The organism is Mesorhizobium sp. LMG 17147 (assembly GCF_024297145.1).
In the GTDB taxonomy this organism is placed as follows: Bacteria; Pseudomonadota; Alphaproteobacteria; order Rhizobiales; family Rhizobiaceae; genus Mesorhizobium.
In genome coordinates this window covers 162,638-182,560 of record NZ_JANCTC010000008.1, presented here as the reverse complement: position 1 = coordinate 182,560, position 19,923 = coordinate 162,638, and the positions used below count along the sequence as shown (strand labels likewise).

The following is a 19,923-nucleotide window of genomic DNA, read 5'->3' as shown; positions in this document are numbered from 1 at the left end:
AGCCGTCAGTTCGCTCCCGGCCAGCTCCCTTCAATGAGCGTGATCAACTCGCAACGCAGCTTGGGTATATTCATTTGGAGGAGAGGCCTTGATCATGCCAGCAACTGCGTCGGTACGCCGAGAATCGGTCCTGCCTCGGCGAGCCGCTGGTCGAGGGTCCACACTGTGGCGCCATGCTCCGATGCCGTCGCGAGGTGCAGGGCGTCGCCAGCACGAAGCCCGAGCATATGCTGATCGGCGAATTTCGCGGCGACCTGAAAATGCCCGCCCGTCACCGGCAACACGGTGAAGCTCTCAGCGACCAGCTTATTGAACATCGCGAGCGCAGCCGCGCGCTGCTCCAAGTCGATCTGTCCGGTCCGAAGCTTGATCGCCATGGCGGAGGACATCTCGGTGATGGTCCAGTCGCTGATCACAAGTTGCGCTGGGTCCTGCTCCGCCAGCCAGCCCTGAACGCGCGCGGTCATGGCTTCGTTGGATAGCGTCGCGAGGATCAGCGAAGTATCGAGATAGGACATCAAAAGCGATCGCCATCTCGCATCGATCGCACCAGATCGGCGGCAGCCTGAGCCTGCAGAGGCATGGTTGCGGTCAGGGATTGGAGCAGGACGGCGTCGATCCGTTTGCGAGGGCGGGCCACGGCCGTGAGCCTGGCGACCGGCTTGCCACGCCGGGTTATGTCGATCGAGTCTCCAGCCTCGACCCGGTCGATGAGCTCACTCAGATGTGCCTTGGCGTCCGCCAGATTGACCGCGTCCATGTCAGCTCCTGACCATGTAGATGCTCATATAGCGAATCACGTGTGACAATTCCAGTGCACGGCGAATAAGCAACTGGCTGCGTGAGCGAAGCAAGTGATTGCTCCTGCAACGAGAATTATGCCGCTTCCCGCTTGACTCACACATATCCCGGTGGTTATGCATTGATCAATAGCCGAAGGGTTATCTATCCTAATGCCAAACGCTCACGATGTGCTCTTCAGAACGCTTGCCGATCCGACTCGGCGCGCTATTTTTGAGCGACTGTGTCGCGAGGGAGAGCAGACAGTCGGCGCTCTGACGGCTCAGGCCGGGATATCGCAACCGGCCGTGTCGAAACATCTCGGGATTTTGCGGCAGGCGGGGCTGGTGCGCGACCGCCATGCGGGACGGCAGACCCATTATAGCGCGCAGCTCGCCGCGCTTGCCCCCCTGATCGACTGGACAAGCCAGATGACCGGGTTCTGGCAGAGCCGGTTCGACGACCTCGAGGACCTGCTCAAAAGGATGGACCAGTGAACGAAATAGCGAGCGAAACGCTCTCCGTCATTGTCGAACGGGAAATCGCTTATCCGCCCGAGAAGATCTGGCGCGCGCTCACGCAACCACACTTGATCGAGGAGTGGCTTATGAAAAACGACTTCAAACCTGTCGCGGACCACCGTTTCAACCTTCACGCGGCCTGGGGCTCTGTCGAATGTCAGGTCCAGACGGTCGAGCCGAACAGAACGCTGACTTACACGTGGAATACCAAGGATCTCAAGAGTGTCGTCTCCTGGACGATCACCCCCACGAGCACCGGCGCCCGCTTGCGCATGGAACAGTCCGGCTTTCGGCCGGATCAGCAGCCTTACTTCCGGGGTGCCAAAGTCGGCTGGCCAAGGTTCTTTGACGATCTGGAGCAGGTTCTGGCGCGAACGGACTGAGATCCGCCAGCGCTATTCAAGCAAGGGCTCTGTTACAGGGCGGCAGATGGCGGAGCGATAATGGAGGCAAGCCAATGAAGATCAAGTTGACCAAAGTATACGTGGATGACCAGGAAAAGGCTCTGGGTTTCTACACCGAAACGCTCGGCTTTACCAAGAAGGCCGATTTCAGCAAAGGGCCGTTTCGCTGGCTGACCGTCGCATCACCCGACGAGCCGGACGGTGCCGAGCTGCAACTCGCGCTCAATGACAACCCCGCTGCAAAGACCTACCAGCAAGCCATTTTCCAGCAGGGCCAGCCCGCGGTCATGTTCTTCACCGATAACGTCAAGGGGGACTACGAGCGCATCAAAGCGCGCGGCGCCAAGTTCACCATGCCGCCAACCGAAGTAACCGGCTCGATCATAGCCCAGCTGAACGACAACTGCGGCAATCTCGTTCAAATCACACAGCTGGCGCGCTGGTAAGGCACGCATTCAGTGGCGTGGCTGCCCGGCGGGAGCCGCCAAACGGGCCGCCCGATCCGCTCGGTTCGTCTTCAGAGGAGGTCTCAATGGAGTGGAACAAATGGGTTCGGCAGATCCACCGCTGGCTGTCGATCATCTTTGCCGCGGTCGTCGCCGCCATCTTCATCAGCCTGGGAGTAGGCAAGGAACCCTCCTACTGGGTATACCTCTTGCCGCTGTTTCCACTCGGCTTGCTCCTGCTTACCGGACTGTACATGTTCGTGCTGCCTTACGCGCCCAAGCGGCGCAGCGCGGGGGGCACCGGCGCATTGGAGTGAACGAATGGCCAACAAGACGTCCATCAGGTCATCGGCGGTCGCGAAGAAGTCCGCCGCCAAGCCTGCAGCCGCCAAGCCGGTCCTCCTCGCAGGCGGCAACCCGCAGATCCCGAAGGGTGATGGTGACGCTCCTGTGCAGGCCTACATCGCGGCCATGCCGGGCTGGAAACGCGACGTCGGGCGTCGCCTCGACGCGCTCATCGTGCGCAACGTCCCTGACGTGCGCAAGGCCGTCAAATGGAACTCGCCCTTCTATGGCGTCGAAGGCCAAGGCTGGTTCCTCAACTTCCATTGCTTCACAAAGTACATCAAGCTGGCTTTCTTCCGCGGCGCGTCGCTGCGTCCCGTCCCACCCGGTGAGTCCAAGCACAAGGACGTGCGCTACCTCGATATTTACGAGGACGACCTGCTCGACGAAGCTCAACTCGCCGACTGGATAAAGCAAGCCAGCCAGTTGCCAGGCGAGCGAATGTGAGTGGAATGCCAGTCATCCCGGCAAATCCGGTGCCGACTAGCGGTATTCATGTGACGGGCGAGCGGCAACAACCCAAGGGAAAGCGACAATGATGACGAAGAGTGACTCGATGGAAGGAAATGCAGGCAACTCTCCCTCTCAGCTGATCGATGCGAGGATCAGCGAGCTGGGCGATTGGCGAGGCAAGACGCTTTCCCGTATCCGCGCCCTCATCAAGCAGGCCGACCCGGAAGTGGTCGAGGAGTGGAAGTGGCGGGGCGTTCCGGTGTGGTCGCACGCCGGAATAATCTGCACCGGCGAGACCTACAAGAATATCGTGAAGGTGACCTTCGCAAAGGGCGCCTCGCTGCCGGACCCTTCCGGCCTGTTCAACTCCAGCCTCGACGGCAACACCAGGCGCGCCATCGATATCCGTGAGGGCGAAGACATAGATGAGAATGCGTTCAAGGCGCTGATACGCGCTGCTGCCGCCCTGAACACGGCCCGATAGTCAGCTCCGGCCGATATGGTCGGCTAGCGGGCCGAGAGCGGCGAGCAAGGCTTCGCCGGTGGCTTGCGTCGCGTTCTCATGCGGCGCGCGCAGATTCAGCCAGCGTCTGTCGCCGGACCGGACCGCCAGCACTGCCTTCATCGCAGTGATGAGGCCGGCGTCCTGGATGATTTTGCGGAACGCCCTGATGGCGGCATCCGCGTCCGTAGTGTCCTCTCCCGCCAGCACTGCGTCGTAGAGGGCCCGGATCGCTGCGGCATTCAGATTGACTGTCGCCGAGATGCAGCCGGCAGCACCGTTGGCGAGCCCTTTCGTCAGCTGTGCTTCCGAACTCGGGAACACCGCGACCCTTGGGGCTGCCGCAATGACCGCCGCGGTGTTGTTCCAGTCGCCGGCGCTGTCCTTGTAAGCCACCACGACATCGGGAAACGCTTCGCTCAATCGGGCGGTCAGCGCCGGGCTCACCGCTACGCCGGAATTTTGCGGGATGTGGTAGAGGATCATCCTCATCGCCGGGTTCGCCACCCGTTCGATCAGCTCGCCATAGTAGCGGGCCTGTCCGTTGTCACCGGCGGCCGTATAGAAGAACGACGGCAGCACCATCACCGCAGCACAGCCGAGCCCGACGGCATGCGCGGTCAGCTCGACAGTCTCGGCAAGTGCTGTGACACCGGTGCCGGGCATAAGCCGGCTTGGCGAAATGCCGGCCTCGACCAGCCACTCCAGCGCTTGCACGCGCTCGCGCAACGAGACGGACAAGGCCTCGCCCGTGGTGCCGAACGGCGACAGGAAATGCGCTCCCTGATCCAGCACCCACTTGGCGTGTGATATCCAGAGGTCGCGGGCAATGCAGCCGTCGTTTTCGAACGGCGTCAGGATCGGAGCGATGGTTCCTTGTGGGCGGGTCATGTGCGTCCTTCTACGGGTGAAAATCTGTGCTGTGCTCAAAGCCGGCATCAAAATGTCGAGCAAGCTACAGGAAGCAGTGTTGCTGAGTACCGGCCGTTCGACCTCGAAAGCAAGCGGCTCGCGCATAAGCGCGCGATTGTGATCGGGCGGCGGTTCTGAGGCTCTCGAGGTAAGCCCTTGTCACGGGACAACCGCGTCCGGCCGAAAAGGGGGGTGACAAACGAGTTCTGCTGTTTCATCAATGCCGCCTTTTGAGGAGAAGCCCATGCGGAGGATCGGTGTCGGCATTATCGGCTGCGGCAACATTTCGGATGCCTATCTGAAGGCATCACCGCAATTCCCGGTGCTCGACATTATCGGCGCCGCCGACATCAACCGGGCGGCAGCCGAGGCCAAGGCAGCGGCCTACGGCCTGGCTGCGATGCCGGTCGACGCGCTGTTGGCCGATCCGCGCGTCGAGATCGTGCTCAATCTGACGACGCCGCAGCATCATGTGCCGGTCGGCCTGCAGGCTGTCGGGCAAGGCAAGCACGTCTATTCCGAGAAGCCGCTGGCAACGACGCTCAGCGACGCCGAGCGGCTCGTCGCGGCCGCGCGCGAAAAGGGCGTGCGTGTCGGCTGCGCACCCGACACCTTTCTTGGCGGCTCCCACCAGACGGCGCGGCGCCTGGTCGATGAGGATGCGGTTGGGACTATTGTCGCCGGCTCTGCCTTCATGCAGGTGCCCGGCCACGAGCTCTGGCATCCCAATCCGGATTTCTACTATCAGCCCGGCGGTGGGCCGATGCTCGACATGGGACCGTACTATCTGACCTGCCTAGTCAATCTCCTGGGTCCGGCAAAATCCGTGATCGGGCAGGCAAAGGCATCCTATCCCACCCGCACCATCGGTTCCGGACCGCGCCAGGGCGAAACGATACACGTCGAGGTGCCGACCCATATTTCCGGCCTGCTCACATTCGAGAACGGCGCGGCGGTTTCGATCACCACCAGCTTCGACGTCTGGAAGCATGAACACAATCACATCGAACTTTACGGAACCACCGGCTCGATGATCGTCTCCGACCCCAATCAGTTCCAGGGCGACATCAGGACCAGCCAGCGCAAGGGCGACTGGACGGTGGCCGATCAGATCCATTCCTATGGCGACGGCAATTACCGGGGCCTCGGCCTCGCCGACATGGCGCAGGCGATCGTCTCGGGCAGGCAACACCGCGCCAGCCTCGATCTTTCCCTCCATGTCCTGGAAATCATGGAATCGATCATCTCTTCAGCAGAGACAGGGCGGCGTATCGACCTGAGATATGGCTGCGCGCGGCCGGCGCCAATGCACGCCGATCTGCCTTTCGGAATTCTGGAATAGGGGATGACACGATGAGCAAGACGGCACTGATTTTCTGGGGCGGCTGGGAAGGCCACACGCCGGCCCGTAGCGCCCACATCGTCAAGGAGATGCTGGCCGGCAACGGCTTCGACGTGCAGCTGGAGCAGGGGACTTCGGCGCTTGCCGATCCGCAACTGGGCAAGCTCGATCTCATTGTCCCGGTGATCACCATGTCGACGATCGAAAAGCCGGAACTGCAAAACCTGACCAACGCCGTCGGGGCCGGCACCGGCCTTGCGGGCTTTCACGGCACGATGTGCGACAGCTTCCGCAACGAGCCGGAATACCAGTTCATGACCGGCGGCCAGTGGGTCGCCCATCCCGGCAACATCATCGACTATCACGTCGAGATCACCATGCCAGACGATCCGGTCATGCAGGGCATCGACGGCTTCGCCTACCGTTCAGAGCAGTATTACATGCATGTCGATCCGACCAACGAGGTGCTGGCGACGACTACTTTCACCGGCGAGCATCTCGATTTCATCGCCGGCGTCGTCATGCCGGTTGTCTGGAAGCGCCGCTACGGCAAGGGCCGCGTCTTCTACAGCGCACTCGGCCACACCGCCGACGAGTTCGCAGTGCCGCAAATGCGTACGATGTTCGAGCGCGGCATGCTTTGGGCCAGCCGAAACCCGGATCTTGCGTAGCTGTTCAATCTGAACGCCACGTATCGTTGTAATCTCTCATAGGGCGGCCGCCCGAACGCGGACACAGCACTGGGCTGCGGCAAGCAATTGACTGCCATGGTAGCATCCAATAGACAGCAGTCTCGTCGGGGAGCCGTAGCTGGAGGTCGAATGGAGCAGACGTGGCGATGGTTTGGCCCGAGCGACGCGGCAACGCTTGCCCATGCCAGGCAGGCCGGCGCGACCGGCATCGTGACGGCATTGCACGACATTCCTTACGGCGAAGTCTGGCCGATCCACGCCATCAGGCAGCGCCAGGCGCTTATCGAGGCGGATCAGGCGATGGGCCTCAAATGGAGCGTCGTCGAGAGCGTGCCCGTGCACGAGGACATCAAGCTCGGCCGCGGCGATCTCGACCGGCTCTACGACAATTTCAGGCAGACCTTACGCAATCTCGGCGCCTGCGGTGTGCGCACGGTCTGCTACAACTTCATGCTGATCCTCGACTGGACCCGGACCGACCTGGCTGCGCCGCTGCCGGGCGGCGGACGGGCGCTCCGCATGAACATGCACGAGCTTGCCGCGTTCGATTGTTACATGCTGCAGCGCAATGGATCTGAGCGCGACTATGCGTCCGATGTTCTCCAGCGGGCAAGCGAATGGTTCGAGGCGACGCCGGATGCGTCAAAAGAGCGTCTGCTTGCCAACATCATGGCCGGCCTGCCGGGCGCCTTCAAGCGCTATGACATAGCGGAATTGCGCGAAGTGGTGGCCGAGCAGTCTAGCCTGTCTCACGACCGGCTGCGCGAGAATCTCGTCCGTTTTCTCGAACACGTGCTGCCGGCGGCCGAAGAGGCGGGCGTCACGTTGGCGATCCACCCGGACGATCCGCCGCGCGATCTCGTCGGCCTGTGCCGGATCGTCAAGAACGCCGACGACATCGCCTTTATCCTGGATGCGGTGCCATCGGCCCATAGCGGCCTTACCTTGTGCACGGGGTCGCTGGGCGCCAATCCGGCCAATGACGTGCCCGCCATCGCCAGGCGCTTTGCGCACAAGATCAACTTCGTGCACCTGCGCAACGTCAGCAAGGATCCGGACGGGTCGTTCATGGAGTCCGAGCATCTGAACGGGGATGTCGACATGGTTTCGGTGGTCTCGATCTTGCTCGACGAGCAGCAACGCCGCCGCGACGCCGGGCAACCGGCGCTGCTGCCGTTTCGCCCGGATCACGGCCACGAGCTGATCGATGACGCCACGCGGCACACCCATCCCGGCTACCCCGTGATCGGCCGTCTTCGCGGCCTTGCCGAACTGAGAGGCGTAATGACGGCGATTGCCCATCAGCGCGGTTATAGGCTGCAATGAGGGCGCCCCGCCTGCTCTGCGTCGGCGCGCTCACCTACGACACGATCTTGCGCCTCGATGTCCTGCCGTCCGGCGCCGGCAAGTTCCTGCCGAGCGAGGCCGTGCAGATCGCCGCCGGCATGGCGGCAAGTGCCGCCGCGTCGGCAAGCCGCCAGGGCGGGCAGGTCTGGCTATGGGCAAGCGTCGGCAACGATGCCGTCGGCCGCGATGTCATCGCCCAGATGGAGGCGGAGCGGGTCGACTGTTCGTTGGTGCGCAGGGTTGAAGGTGGCCGCTCGGCCATTGCCACGATCCTGGTCGATGCCGCCGGCGAGCGCATGATTGTGCCCTTCTACGATTCCGTCACGCAAGCCGATCCGGACCGTCTTCCGCCCGTGGATTTTTCCCGCTTCGACGCCGTCCTGGTCGACGTTCGTTGGCCCGGAGCCGCCGCGATGGCGCTGGCGCAGGCCCGCGAATGCGGCATTCCGGCGATCCTCGATGCCGATATTGCGTCGCGACCCGTGCTCGACCGATTGCTGCCGCTCGCCTCGCATGTCGTTGCTTCGCTGCCCGCGGCGCGTATCCTTTGCGGTCCAGAGGTTTCCGCCGGTTCCGCCGTCGCTATTCTGGGCGAACGGACCGGCGCCTTCGTCGCGATCACCGATGGGGCGAACGGCACCGCGTTCCAGCACCCGAGCAGCAATGATGTCCGTCATCTGCCGTCGCCGCGAGTCGAAGCCGTCGACACGCTGGCGGCGGGCGACGTGTTTCACGGCACCTTCGCTCTGGGGCTGGCTGAAGGTTGGGACGAAGAGCGGGCGATAGCGGTGGCAAGCGCCGCCGCTGCGCTGAAGTGCCTGCGTTTTGGCGGACGGCTCGGCGCGCCGACGCGCGCGGAAACACTGGCCTTCATGCAAGGATCGACATGACGCCGCATACGCTCGGGCCCGCTCGGCGAAAAGGGTACGCCATGCGTCGCTGACCGACTACCATGGCAGCCGCTGCAACTGTTCGTGGGAGGAGAAATGGCTGAGTTCAAGAAACGCGCACTGGTCACCGGGGCGGCCATGGGCATCGGCCGTGCTGTCGCCGAAAGGCTGGCCCAGCAAGGTGTCGACCTGATCCTCTTCGACCGTGTGGGCGATCAGCTGGACGAGGTCGCGGCGCAGCTTGCGGCGCGCGGCGTGACCGTGCACACCGTGCTCGGCTCGACCGCCGACACTGAAGCCTGCTGCCGCGCCGTCGAGCTTGCCCGGTCCGCGTTCGGCGGGCTCGACATGCTTTCCCACAATGCCGGCATCCAGCGTTACGGAACGGTGGAGACCACGGACGAGGCGCTTTGGGACGAGGTGATGAACGTCAACCTCAAGGCTGCCTATCTGCTCTCCCGCGCGGCGATGCCGCTGCTGCGGCAAAGCCGCGGCGCCATCGTCCATATGAGCTCGGTGCAAGGCCTGGCCAGCCAGGAAGGGGTTCTGGCCTACAGCACGGCCAAGCACGGCTTGATCGGGCTGGTCAAATCCATGGCCGTCGACTATGCGCCGCTCGGTGTGCGCGTCAATGCCGTGGCTCCGGGCGCGGTCGACACGCCGATGCTGCGGGATGCGGTCAGGCTGAACGATAAGCCCGACGAGATCATGCGCATCCTTGACAACATGCATCCGCTCGGCCGCACCGCCCAGCCGCAAGAGATTGCGGCCGTCGTTGCCTTCCTGCTGTCCGACGATGCCTCCTTCGTCACCGGCGAAGTCGTGCGTGTTGATGGCGGCCTGCTGGCGCGCATCGGCGGTTCTCCGCGCAAGGAATAACGTCGGCGCTGCTGCTTGCGCAGCCATTTCATGAATGGCTTGAAGCTGCCGAGCCTTTAAGGGAATTGCCGATGGCAGGGCTTTTGGGAATGCGGACCATCACCGAGGGGCGGCTTGGCGAAACCGGCCCCGGCGCTTCAGTCGCGGCGAGGACGTTCGAGGTCCTGCTCGACCAGATCCTGACCTTCCGCCTGAAGCCGCACGAGCTGATTTCCGAAAAGGCGATGTCGGAAGCCCTTGGCGTGAGCCGCACGCCGGTCAGGGAGGCGCTCGCCCGGCTGGCTGGACTTGGCCTGATCGACATCTATCCGCAGCGCGGCAGCATGGTGGCGCCGCTGCGGATCGCCGATCTCGAGAAATCGCAGTTCCTGCGCGAATCGCTCGAAGTCGGCCTGGTCAAACGTGCGGTCGAGAGCCCGCGCCGCGCCGAACTACTCGCCATGCTCAAAGGCGAACTGGCGGTCCAGGAGACGTTCGCCTCCATCTCGGACGACGGGCGCTTCTTCAAGTCGGACGAGCTGTTCCACCAGCACATCGCCAGCCATGCCGGCTTCCCCGGAATCTGGGCCGACATCAGCGCGGCGAAGCTGCACATGGACCGCTTCCGCTTCCTGTCTTTCCCGCGCCTCGACAGCATGTCGGTGGTTCTCGGCCAACATCGGCGGATCGTCGATGCGCTCGAGCGGGCCGACGCCCTTGCGGCGGAAGAGGCGATGCGAACGCATCTTCGCCGCATCTTCGAGGTGCTCGCAATCGTCCGGGAACGCTATCCCCATTATTTCAAGGCACCGGGCTCGACTGGAAAGAGGACAGAAGCGGCTGCCGCCGATCTGCCCGAATGACAACCATTCGCGCGACGGAGCGAGGAGGAATGACGACGTGGAAACGTGAAACCAGCCGCTCAGTCCAGGCCTGAGCCTTTCTTCGGCGCTTTCGGAGGCAACTTGGCCTTGCTGCCGGATTTGTCGGAAGTTGGCTTGGCTTCACGATTTTGCGCCTCGCCGCCTTGCTCCTTGCGGAGCTGCTTTTCTATCGTCGATCGCGATCCTTCCGCAGGGTCCTGTTCGGGATGGCTCTCCCTAGCCGTCATGTCAGCTCCTATCCATTCTGGTCTATTGCATGTGGCGAGGGCTGAGTTTCGCCACCAGTGCTGGTCCTGTCGCGCCCAAGCATCAGCCATGCGGCGAAGAGCACGACCAGTACGACCACGATCCAGGCGACGAGACGAGGCATTGGGGCTCACTTCCCCCGCCGCTTGCTGCCGCGCACCTCGGGATCGGAGCCGGTCTCAACCGTTGGATCGGGCACGACCGGACCGCGTTCGGCTTCGGAGCCCTCAGCTTCGATCTCCTGCACGGCCTGGTCCCAATGCTCGCGCTCGCGTCCTTGCGGACGGCCTTCGCGCTCCCATATCTCATGGGCCCGCTGCCTGATACGCTCTTCCTTGTCCATGACCTTTGCCTCCTGATATCCCTAATCCGGCGATCGAAGGTTTGTTCCGCGTTGCCAGGCAGTTCCCGACGGTTCAGTTGACGTGACCACCGGGCGCCCTAGATGAAATTGTACGCCGAGGTCGCCTGGTGCCGGGGAGAACAATCGTGTGGCAGCAACGCTACAAGCACGTATTGTAGATGCCATTGCAGCTTTCGGTCTTCGACCAGACCGGCTGTGCCTGCTGCTGACAACGTTTGTGCTGACGGCATGCTCGCCTTCCGACCAGATCGAGCAGCAGTCGAAAACCGCGGCTTCGGCCGCACAGACAGCATCGCTGGTCCTGGGTGCCTGGGCCGCCGGGGCAGCCCCTTCGACATATACGTCGCGCACGTTGCAATCGGTCGGCAAGGCGCTCGTCGATGCCGGTGCGCAAATCCAGTCCGCCAAGTCGCCTGAGCCCAGCGAGCAAGCCGGTCTGACGGCGGTAGTCGGACAGCTGTCGGCGGCGGTGACACGCGCCGCGACGGCGGTGCAGGACGGCAACCGATCGGAGGCGGAACAGGCGCAGCAGGATATCCAGGCTGCCACCGCCGCCCTGAATGCATCCTACGCCAAACATTTCGCGCCGAAACCATGAAGAAGCTGCTCGAAATATCGCTGGGCATCGTCACCAGCGTCGGTGGCTTTCTCGAGGTCGGATCGATGGCAACCGCCGCACAGGCGGGTGCAGCGTTCAGGTTCCAGCTGATCTGGGCCGTCCTCCTGGGCACGATCTGCATCATCTTCCTGGTCGAGATGGCCGGCCGCTTCGCCGCCGTCAGCCATCACACCATCGCCGACGGGATTCGGGAACGGTTTGGCTTCACCGCCTTTCTGTGGCCGTTGCTTGCGACTTTGCTGGTCAACTTCATGGTCATGGCAGCCGAGATCGGCGGTGTCGCCATTGCGCTTGAGCTCGCCACCGGCATCGGCTTTCAGTGGTGGGCCCTGCCGGTCGCTTTTCTGGCATGGCTGTTCCTCTGGAAAGGCACGTTCGGCTTCATTGAAAAGGGCGTCTCGATCCTCGGCCTGGTCACGTTGTGCTTCGTGGTTGGCGCCGTCATGCTGAAGCCCGATTGGGGGCAGGTCGCGGCCGGTGCCGTGCCCACTCTGCCCGAGCACGACGCGGCCAATTACTGGTTCATGGCGGTCAGTATTCTTGGTGCGTCGGTCTCGCCCTACCTGTTCATGTTCTATTCGTCGGGAGCCATCGAGGACCAGTGGGACAAGAGCTATCTCGGGACCAATCGGGCCATTGCCGGATTGGGAATGAGTTTTGGCGGCACAATCTCGATCGGCGTGCTGATCGTGGCGGCGCTCGTGCTGGCGGCGCACGGCATAGAGCAGGTCGACGACTACCATCAATTGCCGCTGATGCTGATCCAGATCTTCGGTTTCTGGGGGTTCGTCCTGTTCGTTGCTTCACTAGGCATAGCCTGCTTCGGCGCTGCGCTCGAAATCGGACTGCAGCAAGCGTACTTGGTGGCGCAGGGTTTCGGCTGGACCTGGGGCGAGGACCTGAAACCGCGCGACGATCCCGGCTTCAGCACCGTCTACACGGTCTCGCTGTTTCTCGCCGCCATTCCGATCGCCCTGGGTCTCGATCCGCTGAAGCTAACCATCTTTTCCATGGCGCTGACGGCCGCCAGCCTGCCGCTGACCGTGGTGCCGTTCCTTTTCCTGCTGAATGACGAGCGTTATGTCGGCGAGCACCGCAATGGCATGATCGCGAATGCCGCGGTCATCTTCATCATTGCGCTCGGTTTCGTGCTCGCGATCGTGACCATTCCTTTGCAGATATTCGCAGGCACGTGATGGATTTGCTGCGCGACATCCTGGACAAGCAAGTGGTTGACCGTGAGCAGGTCAAGATCGGCAAGGTGGACGGGCTGGTAGCCGAGGTCAGGCCGGGCAAGCCACCCAAAATCGTTGCTGTCGAACTCGGCTCGATCACGCTGGCGCGTCGGCTTGGCGAGCGATCCGGGCGCTGGATGGCGCGCCTTGCGGCAAGGCTCGGCGGCAAGCGCCATGCCGAACCGCACCGCATCGCCTGGACCAAGGTGCGCGACATCGGCGTCGACATCGAATTCGACATCGACGTGCGTGAAACGGCGATTTTCGACTGGCAGGATTGGCTGCGCGACCATGTCATAAGGCGTATCCCGGGAGCCGGATGATGGCCACCGTCAACCTTGAGCAATTGGCAGGCAGAAATGTGCTTTCGCAGCGCGGCAAAAGCATCGGCCATATCGAGGAGATACGCGCCGAACCGGATGGCGACGACCTCGTGGTTACCGAGTACCATGTCGGCATCTACGCGGCGTTCGAGCGTCTTTCCGCTTCGGCCATCGGCACGGCGGTCCTCGAAGTCTTTCGACTGCGCAGTCGCGACAGCATGTACCGCATTCCCTGGGACAAGCTCGACATCTCCGACCCGACGCAGCCGCGACTGTTGTGCACGATGGAAGAACTTTCCGCTATGAAGGGCAGTATCGAGGGCGATAAACCGGAATGAACGACACTTTCCCGCCGTCGGAGAATGGGGTTCAGTGAAAGTCCTGGTTACCGGCGCCACCGGCCTGATCGGTGCCTCCGTCGTGGCACGCCTTCTTTCCGAAGGGCATGAGGTAATCGGATTGGTCCGCAGCCCCGGTGCAAACCGGGCCGGCAATTACCAATTGCTGGTGCTGGACATGGCGGTGGCGCTGCAGCCCGAAGACTGGCTACCGCATCTCAGGGGTGTCGACGCCGTCGTGAATTGTGCCGGCGTTCTCCAGGACAGCCCCCGTGAAAAGACGCGCGAAGTCCATCGCGATGCGGCGGTCGCACTCTTTCGCGCCTGTGCGCGGGCAGGGGTTGCCCGGGTGATCCACTTTTCGGCGATCGGCGTCGATCGGGCGCAGCCTTCGGCGTTCTCGGCGACGAAACTGGCCGGGGACCAGGCGCTTATGACGCTTGATCTGGATTGGGTGGTCCTGCGCCCGTCCGTGGTGCTCGGCCGGCCGGTGTTTGGGGCCAGCGCATTGTTTCGGGGTCTCGCTTCGCTGCCAGTGCTGCCGTCCATGCCCGGCACCGGCCGGCTCCAGGTGGTACTACTCGACGATGTGGTCTCAACGGTCGTTTTCCTTCTCGATCCCGCCAGTCCATCTCGCGTCGTGCTGGAACTTGTCGGTCCCGAACAACTGAGCATGGACGAGGTCGTCGGCAGTTATCGCCGATGGCTCGGTTGGGCTCCGGCAGCCAGGTTTGTCTTGCCGGCGCCTGTTGCAAGGCTTCTCTACGGCCTAGGCGACCTTGCCGCGATGTTCGGCTGGCGTCCACCGATGCGCACCAACGCGGCCAGGGAGATCGCCCGAGGAGCGGGTGGAGATCCCTCGGACTGGACCGCCGCGACCGGCATACGCCCGCAAACCCTGGCGGGCTTCCTCGCGCTCAATCCGGCAACGGTGCCGGAGAAATGGTTTGCCCGGCTGTATTTCATCAAGCCGGCGATCTTCGTCGTCCTGCCCGTCTTCTGGATCATGACGGGAATCGTGTCGCTGACAACCGGCTACGGCAGCGGCGTCGATCTGATGCAAGGCACGGGGGCCGGCATCTTATCGGCACCGATCGTGATCGCCGGCGCTCTTGCCGACATCGCCATCGGCGTGCTCATAGCCTGGCGGCCGGCGGCGCGAAAAGGCCTCTATGGCGGCATCGCGCTCTCGCTTTTCTATCTGGTCGTCGGAAGCTTCCTGAGCCCCGATCTGTGGAACGACCCGCTTGGGCCGTTCCTCAAAGTGCTGCCGATCCTGGTGCTGCACTTTGTGGCCTTGGCAGTGCTGGAGGAGCGCTGATGCTCTATTTCCTGCTGAAATTTCTGCATGTCATCGGCGCATCTGTGCTGCTTGGCACCGGCGCCGGCATCGCTTTCTTCATGCTGCTCGCCCACAGGACCGGCATTGCCGCGACGGTTGCGGCGGTGGCGCGTATCGTCGTCGTCGCCGACTTCGTTTTCACAGCGACGGCCGTGGTCGCGCAACCTTTGACTGGAGCCGCGCTCGCCTGGCAGGCAGGCTACTCGCTGTCGGAGGGCTGGATCGTACTTTCGGTCGCGCTCTATATCTTCACCGGAATGTTCTGGCTCCCGGTCGTCTGGATGCAAATGGAGATGCGCAAGCTGGCATCGCAAGCCGCCGCTGCAGGCGCGCCGTTGCCGCCGCGCTATCATAGGCTGTTCTGGTTGTGGTTCGCCTTCGGCTTCCCCGCCTTCGCTGCCGTGCTCGGGATTTTCTGGCTGATGATCGCGCGGCCAGCGATCGAGTGGTAGGTCGCAGGCAGGTCCCACTGCGATAATGCCCAGTCAAAGCACTGCGGAAAATTCCGACCCCTGCACCGCGAATATCTGCCGGAGCGGACGTGCGTCTCGACCTGTAAGTCGCACCGGAGTCCGGTCTCGTATCATTTCCAACCGCGCGCTCACGCCCATCGGCACAGGACAAGATCCCGTCTTGAGGCTGGTTAGGCTTCGCTTACAAAAAGATGACGCCTGAGGGGAACACGGGAAGCACATGCAAGTTCGGTGCGCAGTGGAGGAGATTGCGCCATGAACAGTGTTATTTATCTCATCGGCCTTGTCGTCGTCGTGCTTGCGATCCTCTCCTTCCTCGGATTCCACTAGGAGACACCATGCAGGACAAAGACGATCAAGGCCGTCAGACGGCCGATTTCGAGACAGCCAGAAGCGAGCTTTCGGAAAGACTACAACGGGAAAAGCAGACCGCGACGGAAGCGCTCCACGATGCGCGTGACGAGATCACCAGGAAAGCCGGAGATTACGCATCGGAAGCAAAGCAAGCATTGTTCAACAAGGCGGAGGGAACGCAGCGCGACATGAGCGCCAGTCTCAAGGCCTTCAGCGGCGCATTGCGCGCGGCAAGCGAGCATCTTGCCAACAATGATCAACGGACCGCTTCGAAATTCGCCCTTGACGCCGCAGGCGGGCTCGAGCGGCTTTCCTCGTCCCTGAAGGATAAACCGTTCGACGAGGTGCTTGGCGAAATTCAGTCGTTCGGCCGCGAAAACTCGGGGGCGCTGATCGCCGGCTCGGTATTGGCAGGCCTGGCTTTGGGGCGGTTCATCAAGAGCTCGCCACCCTCTGCCCAAACCGGAGCACCGGGCCAGTCGGGAAAAGGCCGGGCGCCCGAGACGGGTCCTAGCTCGAATGAGTCGGGATGGCGATCGGCAGAGCCAGTTGAACCAGCCCCGTTAGGATCCGATCAGTCCGGCGATGACTGGGCCAATGCAAGCCTGGAGCGAAACCCATGACTGACAACCAGGACACTCGCAGCCTGACAACCCTTGTCAGCGATCTGGCACAGCAGGTCACAACACTGCTTCAAACCGAAAGCAGGCTGTTGCGGGCTGAAATGTCAGAAAAGTTAAGCAAGGCCGGCGCCGGCGCCGTGGAGGTAATGGGAGGCGTCATTTGCCTGCTTGCCGCCCTGATGGTGCTTTTGCAGGCGCTGGTGATTGCCTTGGCGAGCGCCGGCCTGGGAGCCGGATGGTCCTCGCTGCTCGTCGGCGTCGTGGTGGCAGTACTGGGCGTCATACTCCTGCGCTCCGGCAAGGCAAGCATGGCTCCCTCAGAGTTGACCCCCGACCGGACACAAGACCAACTTAAACGCGACGCACGCGTGATCAAGGACCAGATAAGATGACCGACAAATCCGCAGCCGAACTCGAACGCGATGCCGACATTGCCCGTGCCAAGATAACGGACACGGCAGACTCGATCCGGAGCAAGATGACACCAGGTCAGCTGATCGACGAATTCACCGGGATGTTCAGCGGCGAGGGATCCGCCATGCTCAGCAATCTTAAGACTCAGGTCAGGGACAATCCGTTGCCGCTTACATTGGTCGGCGCGGGCCTAGCCTGGCTGATGCTAGGCAAGGGCACGTCGGTAGACAGTTCAGCACTTGGTGCCTATTCGACCGGCAGGGAACCTGACGGCACCCGAAACTTCTCTGACCAGAGGGGCTTGGGCGGGGCCTGGCAGGACTCACGCGGCGATGAGTACGGTGCCGAGGGCGAAGGTTCCGCCGGCTCCATGCTCTCCGATACCGCCCGCTCGGTTGCGTCCGTGGCAGGCGGTGCGGCTGAGGCTGTGGCAGACGTTGCGAGCGGCGCCAAAGAAAGATTGAGAAGCACAGCCGGGCAGGTCGGCTCGGCCGCCACCGATAGGACGGGGCGGGTGCGGCAGTCGGCTCAGGACCTGTTCCAGCGCGAACCTCTGGCAATGGCCGCGGTAGGCCTTGCCGTGGGCACCGCCATTGGCGTGATGCTGCCTCACACCGCCGCTGAGGACGCGCAACTCGGCCCCTACCGCGACAAGCTTCGTGACAGTGCCGAGGAAGTCTTTGAAGAAGGCGTGGAGCAAGCCAAGCAGGTCGCCGCCGAAGCATATGAGACTGTAAAGGAAGAGGCTGACCGACAGGGTTCCAGCGGCGACGCCGAGACGTTGGTCGACCGCGTCGAGAAAGTCGTGAAAAAGACGGCAAGCAAAACCGAGGAAGCCATTCGCGATCGTTTGCCGGAGACCGACGAGGCTCCCAAATCGAACGAGTCTCCCGAAACGACGTGATTGCGCTACGGTCGTTCGTGGCGACTCCGACCGCGGTCGCCTCGCGGTTGGAACATCGAAGTCGGCTAGGAGCCCGCAACCTTCCGCTGACAAATGTGATTGCGGCGCTCAAGTCATTAGCCGAGGCGCTCCGGTCCGTTCCGATTCTTCGCTCTAAATCGGTTCGGTTCTTCGGCTCCATGAGGCGTGTCTGCCCACGGCGTGGCACGCAATTCTCAGCAGCACTGTCCAATTCTAAAAAAAACAACCACCCCGTCAATTCGACTGGGACGACGACGTCGAGATTGCACTCGGCCCACTCGCCAAAGAAGCTCATATCCGAGATGCCCGCGAAACAATCCGCACAGCAGATTACCGGGCATGGCGGCGCTCGGCGATGTCCGACTGATCGCGGGCAGCCTCGCCGATGCGGGCCGGTTCCGAAAGGTTCGTCGGCAACTAAGGCATCGAGCCGAAGGCGGTGACGATTGCCGGTCCCGGCAAACCGGCATCGGTAGACTGCCGGCAGGGTTTGATCTCGGCTAGGCGAGCAACGATGTCATTTCAGCGAATAGAGGTAGGCAGCGACGTCCCGCGCCTCCTGCTCGGAAATCCTTGTCGAAGGCATTGCCGCGTGCGGATTGATCTCCCTTGCGGCCCGTATCCAACGGACCATGTTTCGCGGGTTGTTGGACAATACGCCGCCGATATAGACCCGGGTGGCCAAGCTGGCGTCGAGGCGTGGACCGACCAACCCTTGCGCGCTGGGAACGCCGGTGATCGTGTGGCATCCAGCACAGCCATTGGCCATCATGATGGGTATAGCGCGGGCGCCAACACCGCCGGTTGCATTGTCGGCCTTCTGCTCCACTCGGCGGCTTTGCTCGAAGTACAACGCGATCCCGGCCAGGACTGCAACGAGCAAGACAATTGCTGCGGCGCCGAGTATGGGTCCGGACGGAGTAAAGCGCGATGTGGCGCGCACACCGATGCTGCTGGTGGCATTGTCCGTTTTATGCGCGACCCTGACGAGGCGCTCCGGCCACAACGTCAGCGCCGTCCAAGCTGCGGCCAGCACGACAATTGCCGTCCCGGCACCAATGACCAGCTTAGACAGCTTGGAGCGCATGCGACGTCTCCCATCTTCTCTGTCCACTGGAGCGGATCCACAGGCCGGCCAGCAGCAAAGCCGCGCCGCCATAGATCAGGCCGGCCGGAACCCACATCACCAGACCGGCGAGCTGCTGGTCCTCGAGCGGACTAAGGTTCCACAATTTCGCACCGGCTGCGTTCACCGGATACCACAGCCTTGGCGAGACCAGCAGCAGCACCCCGAGCAGGGCGGTATGCAGCGAGGTGAAGAAGAGGTGCATGACTGCGCTGCCATAGGCTTGTTCGCGGCCTGAACGCGGCAGCAGCACCCACCAGAACAGCAGCCCTGTGCCGAAGAAGCAGGCATGTTGCGCATAATGCAGGACACCCCGTGCAAGCGCCGCCTCGAACAGCGCCGGAACGTGCCACGCCCATATCGCGACGCCGTGCAGGAAGGTCGCGGCAACAGGGCGGCTGATGGCGGCCCAAACGGTTCGAAGCATCTTCGCCTGCCCGGCTGCGCCAAATGCCAGCCGCAGCTTGATCGGCAATGCCCACATCATCGCCGCCGCCGGACGGGAGGCGACCAGCAGGGGTGCCACCACCGCCATCAACAGCTCATGCTCGATCATGTGGGCGGTGAAGACGCGCTCACCCAATGCATGGAGCGGACTGACCAGTGCTGCCGCCAAAATAGCCCAGCCGGTCGCGAACAGCAGGGCTTGTCGCATCCGCAACGGGCGGCTGCGGGCGCTCCGCCGCCACAGCCGAAAGGCGCCTGCCGCGTAAAGCAGTGCGACTACGCCTAGCGGCAGCGTGATCGGCAACGCCAGCGTCCAGCCGGCCTGCGGGGCACCGGCACCGTAGCAGATCGAGGTTGAGAAGAGCGCGTCGAAGCTCATCGCAGACAGCCGTCGAGAACGAGCGAGGCGGCGCCTTGCATGACGATTACCAGCGCAAACAGCAACGCGCTGAGAATGCCGATATTGGCGACGAAATCTTCAGTGCCGCGCGCACGGTCCGGTTTAAAGGCGGCGCCACCTTGCTGTCGCGCCCGCCACGACAGCGCCCCGCCGAGCAAGGCCAGCACTGTCAGCATCAGCGCAACGACCGGTATGACAGGAATGCCGTGGGCGCACTGCCACTCCACGACCGCGTAATTCAGCTGCGTCGACACCGCCCAGGCCAGAGGCCCGGACAACAGCCCGCCCCATGATGTGCCCAAGCGAAGCGCACGCATC

The 19,923-nt window shown here is 62.8% G+C and carries 28 protein-coding genes; 21 read left to right on the top strand and 7 right to left on the bottom strand.

Going from position 1 to position 19,923, the window contains the following annotated elements; all coding sequences use genetic code 11:
* Positions 1-92: 92 nt before the first annotated feature.
* Positions 93-518: a type II toxin-antitoxin system VapC family toxin gene (locus tag NMG46_RS17310; RefSeq protein WP_254818853.1), complete on the bottom strand. Its 426-nt coding sequence runs from the start codon at positions 516-518 to the stop codon at positions 93-95.
* The gene (locus NMG46_RS17305) at positions 518-760 is read right to left on the bottom strand and encodes a type II toxin-antitoxin system Phd/YefM family antitoxin (protein ID WP_254818852.1); all 243 of its coding nucleotides are present in this window, start codon (positions 758-760) and stop codon (positions 518-520) included. The genes NMG46_RS17310 and NMG46_RS17305 overlap by 1 nt, the downstream gene beginning before the upstream one ends.
* Positions 761-953: 193 nt before the next feature.
* Here NMG46_RS17305 and NMG46_RS17300 point away from each other — a divergent pair, with 193 nt between their 5' ends.
* The 6 genes from NMG46_RS17300 to NMG46_RS17275 all read left to right on the top strand — a co-directional run bounded on the left by NMG46_RS17300 (position 954) and on the right by NMG46_RS17275 (position 3,433).
* Positions 954-1,277: a helix-turn-helix transcriptional regulator gene (locus tag NMG46_RS17300; RefSeq protein WP_254818851.1), complete on the top strand. Its 324-nt coding sequence runs from the start codon at positions 954-956 to the stop codon at positions 1,275-1,277.
* On the top strand, positions 1,274-1,684 hold the full coding sequence (locus NMG46_RS17295; RefSeq protein ID WP_254818850.1) for an SRPBCC domain-containing protein: 411 nt from the start codon (positions 1,274-1,276) through the stop codon (positions 1,682-1,684). The genes NMG46_RS17300 and NMG46_RS17295 overlap by 4 nt, the downstream gene beginning before the upstream one ends.
* A gap of 74 nt (positions 1,685-1,758) precedes the next feature.
* A complete protein-coding gene (locus NMG46_RS17290) occupies positions 1,759-2,151 on the top strand; it encodes a VOC family protein (RefSeq protein WP_254818849.1) in 393 nt (130 codons plus the stop codon).
* An 86-nt stretch (positions 2,152-2,237) separates the two neighbouring features.
* Positions 2,238-2,468 (top strand): hypothetical protein, encoded by a 231-nt coding sequence (locus NMG46_RS17285; protein WP_254818848.1) that lies wholly within the window; start codon positions 2,238-2,240, stop codon positions 2,466-2,468.
* A 4-nt stretch (positions 2,469-2,472) separates the two neighbouring features.
* Positions 2,473-2,943 carry a DUF1801 domain-containing protein gene (locus tag NMG46_RS17280; RefSeq protein ID WP_254818847.1) on the top strand — a complete coding sequence of 157 codons (471 nt, stop codon included), beginning with the start codon at positions 2,473-2,475 and terminating at the stop codon, positions 2,941-2,943.
* Positions 2,944-3,034: 91 nt separating this feature from the next.
* On the top strand, positions 3,035-3,433 hold the full coding sequence (locus NMG46_RS17275; RefSeq protein ID WP_254818909.1) for a DUF1801 domain-containing protein: 399 nt from the start codon (positions 3,035-3,037) through the stop codon (positions 3,431-3,433).
* Here the strand turns inward: NMG46_RS17275 and NMG46_RS17270 are convergent, their stop codons facing one another.
* On the bottom strand, positions 3,434-4,342 hold the full coding sequence (locus tag NMG46_RS17270; protein ID WP_254818846.1) for a dihydrodipicolinate synthase family protein: 909 nt from the start codon (positions 4,340-4,342) through the stop codon (positions 3,434-3,436).
* 265 nt (positions 4,343-4,607) lie between these two features.
* On the opposite strand from NMG46_RS17270, the gene NMG46_RS17265 reads away from it, so the two are divergent.
* From NMG46_RS17265 to NMG46_RS17240, 6 genes are all read left to right on the top strand, one after another.
* The gene (locus NMG46_RS17265) at positions 4,608-5,705 is read left to right on the top strand and encodes a Gfo/Idh/MocA family protein (protein WP_254818845.1); all 1,098 of its coding nucleotides are present in this window, start codon (positions 4,608-4,610) and stop codon (positions 5,703-5,705) included.
* A gap of 11 nt (positions 5,706-5,716) precedes the next feature.
* Positions 5,717-6,376, top strand: coding sequence for a ThuA domain-containing protein (locus NMG46_RS17260; RefSeq protein WP_254818844.1), 660 nt, complete (start codon positions 5,717-5,719; stop codon positions 6,374-6,376).
* 150 nt (positions 6,377-6,526) lie between these two features.
* Complete coding sequence (gene uxuA, locus NMG46_RS17255; RefSeq protein ID WP_254818843.1) at positions 6,527-7,723, top strand: mannonate dehydratase; 1,197 nt, start codon at positions 6,527-6,529, stop codon at positions 7,721-7,723.
* Positions 7,720-8,634 carry a PfkB family carbohydrate kinase gene (locus tag NMG46_RS17250; protein WP_254818842.1) on the top strand — a complete coding sequence of 305 codons (915 nt, stop codon included), beginning with the start codon at positions 7,720-7,722 and terminating at the stop codon, positions 8,632-8,634. Before uxuA ends, NMG46_RS17250 begins: the two co-directional genes overlap by 4 nt.
* Before the next feature lie 96 nt (positions 8,635-8,730).
* A complete protein-coding gene (locus tag NMG46_RS17245) occupies positions 8,731-9,513 on the top strand; it encodes an SDR family NAD(P)-dependent oxidoreductase (RefSeq protein ID WP_254818841.1) in 783 nt (260 codons plus the stop codon).
* Positions 9,514-9,584: 71 nt separating this feature from the next.
* Positions 9,585-10,355: a GntR family transcriptional regulator gene (locus NMG46_RS17240; RefSeq protein ID WP_254818840.1), complete on the top strand. Its 771-nt coding sequence runs from the start codon at positions 9,585-9,587 to the stop codon at positions 10,353-10,355.
* Positions 10,356-10,752: 397 nt separating this feature from the next.
* On the opposite strand, the gene NMG46_RS17235 is transcribed toward NMG46_RS17240, so the two are convergent.
* Complete coding sequence (locus NMG46_RS17235; RefSeq protein WP_254818839.1) at positions 10,753-10,965, bottom strand: DUF2934 domain-containing protein; 213 nt, start codon at positions 10,963-10,965, stop codon at positions 10,753-10,755.
* A gap of 148 nt (positions 10,966-11,113) precedes the next feature.
* On the opposite strand from NMG46_RS17235, the gene NMG46_RS17230 reads away from it, so the two are divergent.
* From NMG46_RS17230 to NMG46_RS17190, 9 genes are all read left to right on the top strand, one after another.
* Complete coding sequence (locus NMG46_RS17230; protein ID WP_254818838.1) at positions 11,114-11,584, top strand: hypothetical protein; 471 nt, start codon at positions 11,114-11,116, stop codon at positions 11,582-11,584.
* Positions 11,581-12,801, top strand: coding sequence for an NRAMP family divalent metal transporter (locus NMG46_RS17225; protein WP_254818837.1), 1,221 nt, complete (start codon positions 11,581-11,583; stop codon positions 12,799-12,801). Before NMG46_RS17230 ends, NMG46_RS17225 begins: the two co-directional genes overlap by 4 nt.
* On the top strand, positions 12,801-13,163 hold the full coding sequence (locus NMG46_RS17220; RefSeq protein ID WP_254818836.1) for a hypothetical protein: 363 nt from the start codon (positions 12,801-12,803) through the stop codon (positions 13,161-13,163). The genes NMG46_RS17225 and NMG46_RS17220 overlap by 1 nt, the downstream gene beginning before the upstream one ends.
* A complete protein-coding gene (locus tag NMG46_RS17215; RefSeq protein ID WP_254818835.1) occupies positions 13,163-13,501 on the top strand; it encodes a hypothetical protein in 339 nt (112 codons plus the stop codon). The genes NMG46_RS17220 and NMG46_RS17215 overlap by 1 nt, the downstream gene beginning before the upstream one ends.
* Before the next feature lie 34 nt (positions 13,502-13,535).
* Complete coding sequence (locus NMG46_RS17210) at positions 13,536-14,822, top strand: SDR family oxidoreductase (protein WP_254818834.1); 1,287 nt, start codon at positions 13,536-13,538, stop codon at positions 14,820-14,822.
* A complete protein-coding gene (locus NMG46_RS17205) occupies positions 14,822-15,295 on the top strand; it encodes a DUF2269 family protein (protein WP_254818833.1) in 474 nt (157 codons plus the stop codon). The genes NMG46_RS17210 and NMG46_RS17205 overlap by 1 nt, the downstream gene beginning before the upstream one ends.
* A 269-nt stretch (positions 15,296-15,564) precedes the next feature.
* Positions 15,565-16,293 carry a WXG100 family type VII secretion target gene (locus NMG46_RS17200; RefSeq protein ID WP_254818832.1) on the top strand — a complete coding sequence of 243 codons (729 nt, stop codon included), beginning with the start codon at positions 15,565-15,567 and terminating at the stop codon, positions 16,291-16,293.
* The gene (locus tag NMG46_RS17195; protein WP_254818831.1) at positions 16,290-16,685 is read left to right on the top strand and encodes a phage holin family protein; all 396 of its coding nucleotides are present in this window, start codon (positions 16,290-16,292) and stop codon (positions 16,683-16,685) included. The genes NMG46_RS17200 and NMG46_RS17195 overlap by 4 nt, the downstream gene beginning before the upstream one ends.
* Complete coding sequence (locus NMG46_RS17190) at positions 16,682-17,611, top strand: hypothetical protein (RefSeq protein ID WP_254818830.1); 930 nt, start codon at positions 16,682-16,684, stop codon at positions 17,609-17,611. The genes NMG46_RS17195 and NMG46_RS17190 overlap by 4 nt, the downstream gene beginning before the upstream one ends.
* A gap of 538 nt (positions 17,612-18,149) precedes the next feature.
* On the opposite strand, the gene NMG46_RS17185 is transcribed toward NMG46_RS17190, so the two are convergent.
* Genes NMG46_RS17185 through NMG46_RS17175 form a run of 3 tightly spaced genes read right to left on the bottom strand, consistent with a single transcriptional unit; the run spans position 18,150 to position 19,922 of the window.
* Complete coding sequence (locus NMG46_RS17185; protein ID WP_254818829.1) at positions 18,150-18,719, bottom strand: cytochrome c; 570 nt, start codon at positions 18,717-18,719, stop codon at positions 18,150-18,152.
* Positions 18,700-19,584, bottom strand: coding sequence for a cytochrome c oxidase assembly protein (locus tag NMG46_RS17180; RefSeq protein ID WP_254818828.1), 885 nt, complete (start codon positions 19,582-19,584; stop codon positions 18,700-18,702). Before NMG46_RS17180 ends, NMG46_RS17185 begins: the two co-directional genes overlap by 20 nt.
* Entirely contained in the window at positions 19,581-19,922 is a 342-nt protein-coding gene (locus NMG46_RS17175; RefSeq protein ID WP_254818827.1) for a hypothetical protein, read from the bottom strand. The genes NMG46_RS17180 and NMG46_RS17175 overlap by 4 nt, the downstream gene beginning before the upstream one ends.
* Position 19,923: the final 1 nt, after the last annotated feature.

Bases quoted from the DNA above. Each gene is read 5' to 3' on its own strand.
- NMG46_RS17240 (WP_254818840.1), top strand. From the start codon at position 9,585: ATGGCAGGGCTTTTGGGAATGCGGACCATCACCGAGGGGCGGCTTGGC.
- NMG46_RS17260 (WP_254818844.1), top strand. From the start codon at position 5,717: ATGAGCAAGACGGCACTGATTTTCTGGGGCGGCTGGGAAGGCCACACG.
- NMG46_RS17220 (WP_254818836.1), top strand. From the start codon at position 12,801: ATGGATTTGCTGCGCGACATCCTGGACAAGCAAGTGGTTGACCGTGAG.
- NMG46_RS17205 (WP_254818833.1), top strand. From the start codon at position 14,822: ATGCTCTATTTCCTGCTGAAATTTCTGCATGTCATCGGCGCATCTGTG.
- NMG46_RS17250 (WP_254818842.1), top strand. From the start codon at position 7,720: ATGAGGGCGCCCCGCCTGCTCTGCGTCGGCGCGCTCACCTACGACACG.
- NMG46_RS17225 (WP_254818837.1), top strand. From the start codon at position 11,581: ATGAAGAAGCTGCTCGAAATATCGCTGGGCATCGTCACCAGCGTCGGT.
- NMG46_RS17300 (WP_254818851.1), top strand. From the start codon at position 954: ATGCCAAACGCTCACGATGTGCTCTTCAGAACGCTTGCCGATCCGACT.
- NMG46_RS17235 (WP_254818839.1), bottom strand. From the start codon at position 10,965: ATGGACAAGGAAGAGCGTATCAGGCAGCGGGCCCATGAGATATGGGAG.
- NMG46_RS17265 (WP_254818845.1), top strand. From the start codon at position 4,608: ATGCGGAGGATCGGTGTCGGCATTATCGGCTGCGGCAACATTTCGGAT.
- NMG46_RS17175 (WP_254818827.1), bottom strand. From the start codon at position 19,922: ATGCGTGCGCTTCGCTTGGGCACATCATGGGGCGGGCTGTTGTCCGGG.
- NMG46_RS17305 (WP_254818852.1), bottom strand. From the start codon at position 760: ATGGACGCGGTCAATCTGGCGGACGCCAAGGCACATCTGAGTGAGCTC.
- NMG46_RS17215 (WP_254818835.1), top strand. From the start codon at position 13,163: ATGGCCACCGTCAACCTTGAGCAATTGGCAGGCAGAAATGTGCTTTCG.
- NMG46_RS17290 (WP_254818849.1), top strand. From the start codon at position 1,759: ATGAAGATCAAGTTGACCAAAGTATACGTGGATGACCAGGAAAAGGCT.
- NMG46_RS17275 (WP_254818909.1), top strand. From the start codon at position 3,035: ATGACGAAGAGTGACTCGATGGAAGGAAATGCAGGCAACTCTCCCTCT.
- NMG46_RS17310 (WP_254818853.1), bottom strand. From the start codon at position 518: ATGTCCTATCTCGATACTTCGCTGATCCTCGCGACGCTATCCAACGAA.
- NMG46_RS17185 (WP_254818829.1), bottom strand. From the start codon at position 18,719: ATGCGCTCCAAGCTGTCTAAGCTGGTCATTGGTGCCGGGACGGCAATT.
- NMG46_RS17285 (WP_254818848.1), top strand. From the start codon at position 2,238: ATGGAGTGGAACAAATGGGTTCGGCAGATCCACCGCTGGCTGTCGATC.
- NMG46_RS17195 (WP_254818831.1), top strand. From the start codon at position 16,290: ATGACTGACAACCAGGACACTCGCAGCCTGACAACCCTTGTCAGCGAT.
- NMG46_RS17190 (WP_254818830.1), top strand. From the start codon at position 16,682: ATGACCGACAAATCCGCAGCCGAACTCGAACGCGATGCCGACATTGCC.
- NMG46_RS17180 (WP_254818828.1), bottom strand. From the start codon at position 19,584: ATGAGCTTCGACGCGCTCTTCTCAACCTCGATCTGCTACGGTGCCGGT.
- NMG46_RS17280 (WP_254818847.1), top strand. From the start codon at position 2,473: ATGGCCAACAAGACGTCCATCAGGTCATCGGCGGTCGCGAAGAAGTCC.
- NMG46_RS17270 (WP_254818846.1), bottom strand. From the start codon at position 4,342: ATGACCCGCCCACAAGGAACCATCGCTCCGATCCTGACGCCGTTCGAA.
- NMG46_RS17245 (WP_254818841.1), top strand. From the start codon at position 8,731: ATGGCTGAGTTCAAGAAACGCGCACTGGTCACCGGGGCGGCCATGGGC.
- uxuA (WP_254818843.1), top strand. From the start codon at position 6,527: ATGGAGCAGACGTGGCGATGGTTTGGCCCGAGCGACGCGGCAACGCTT.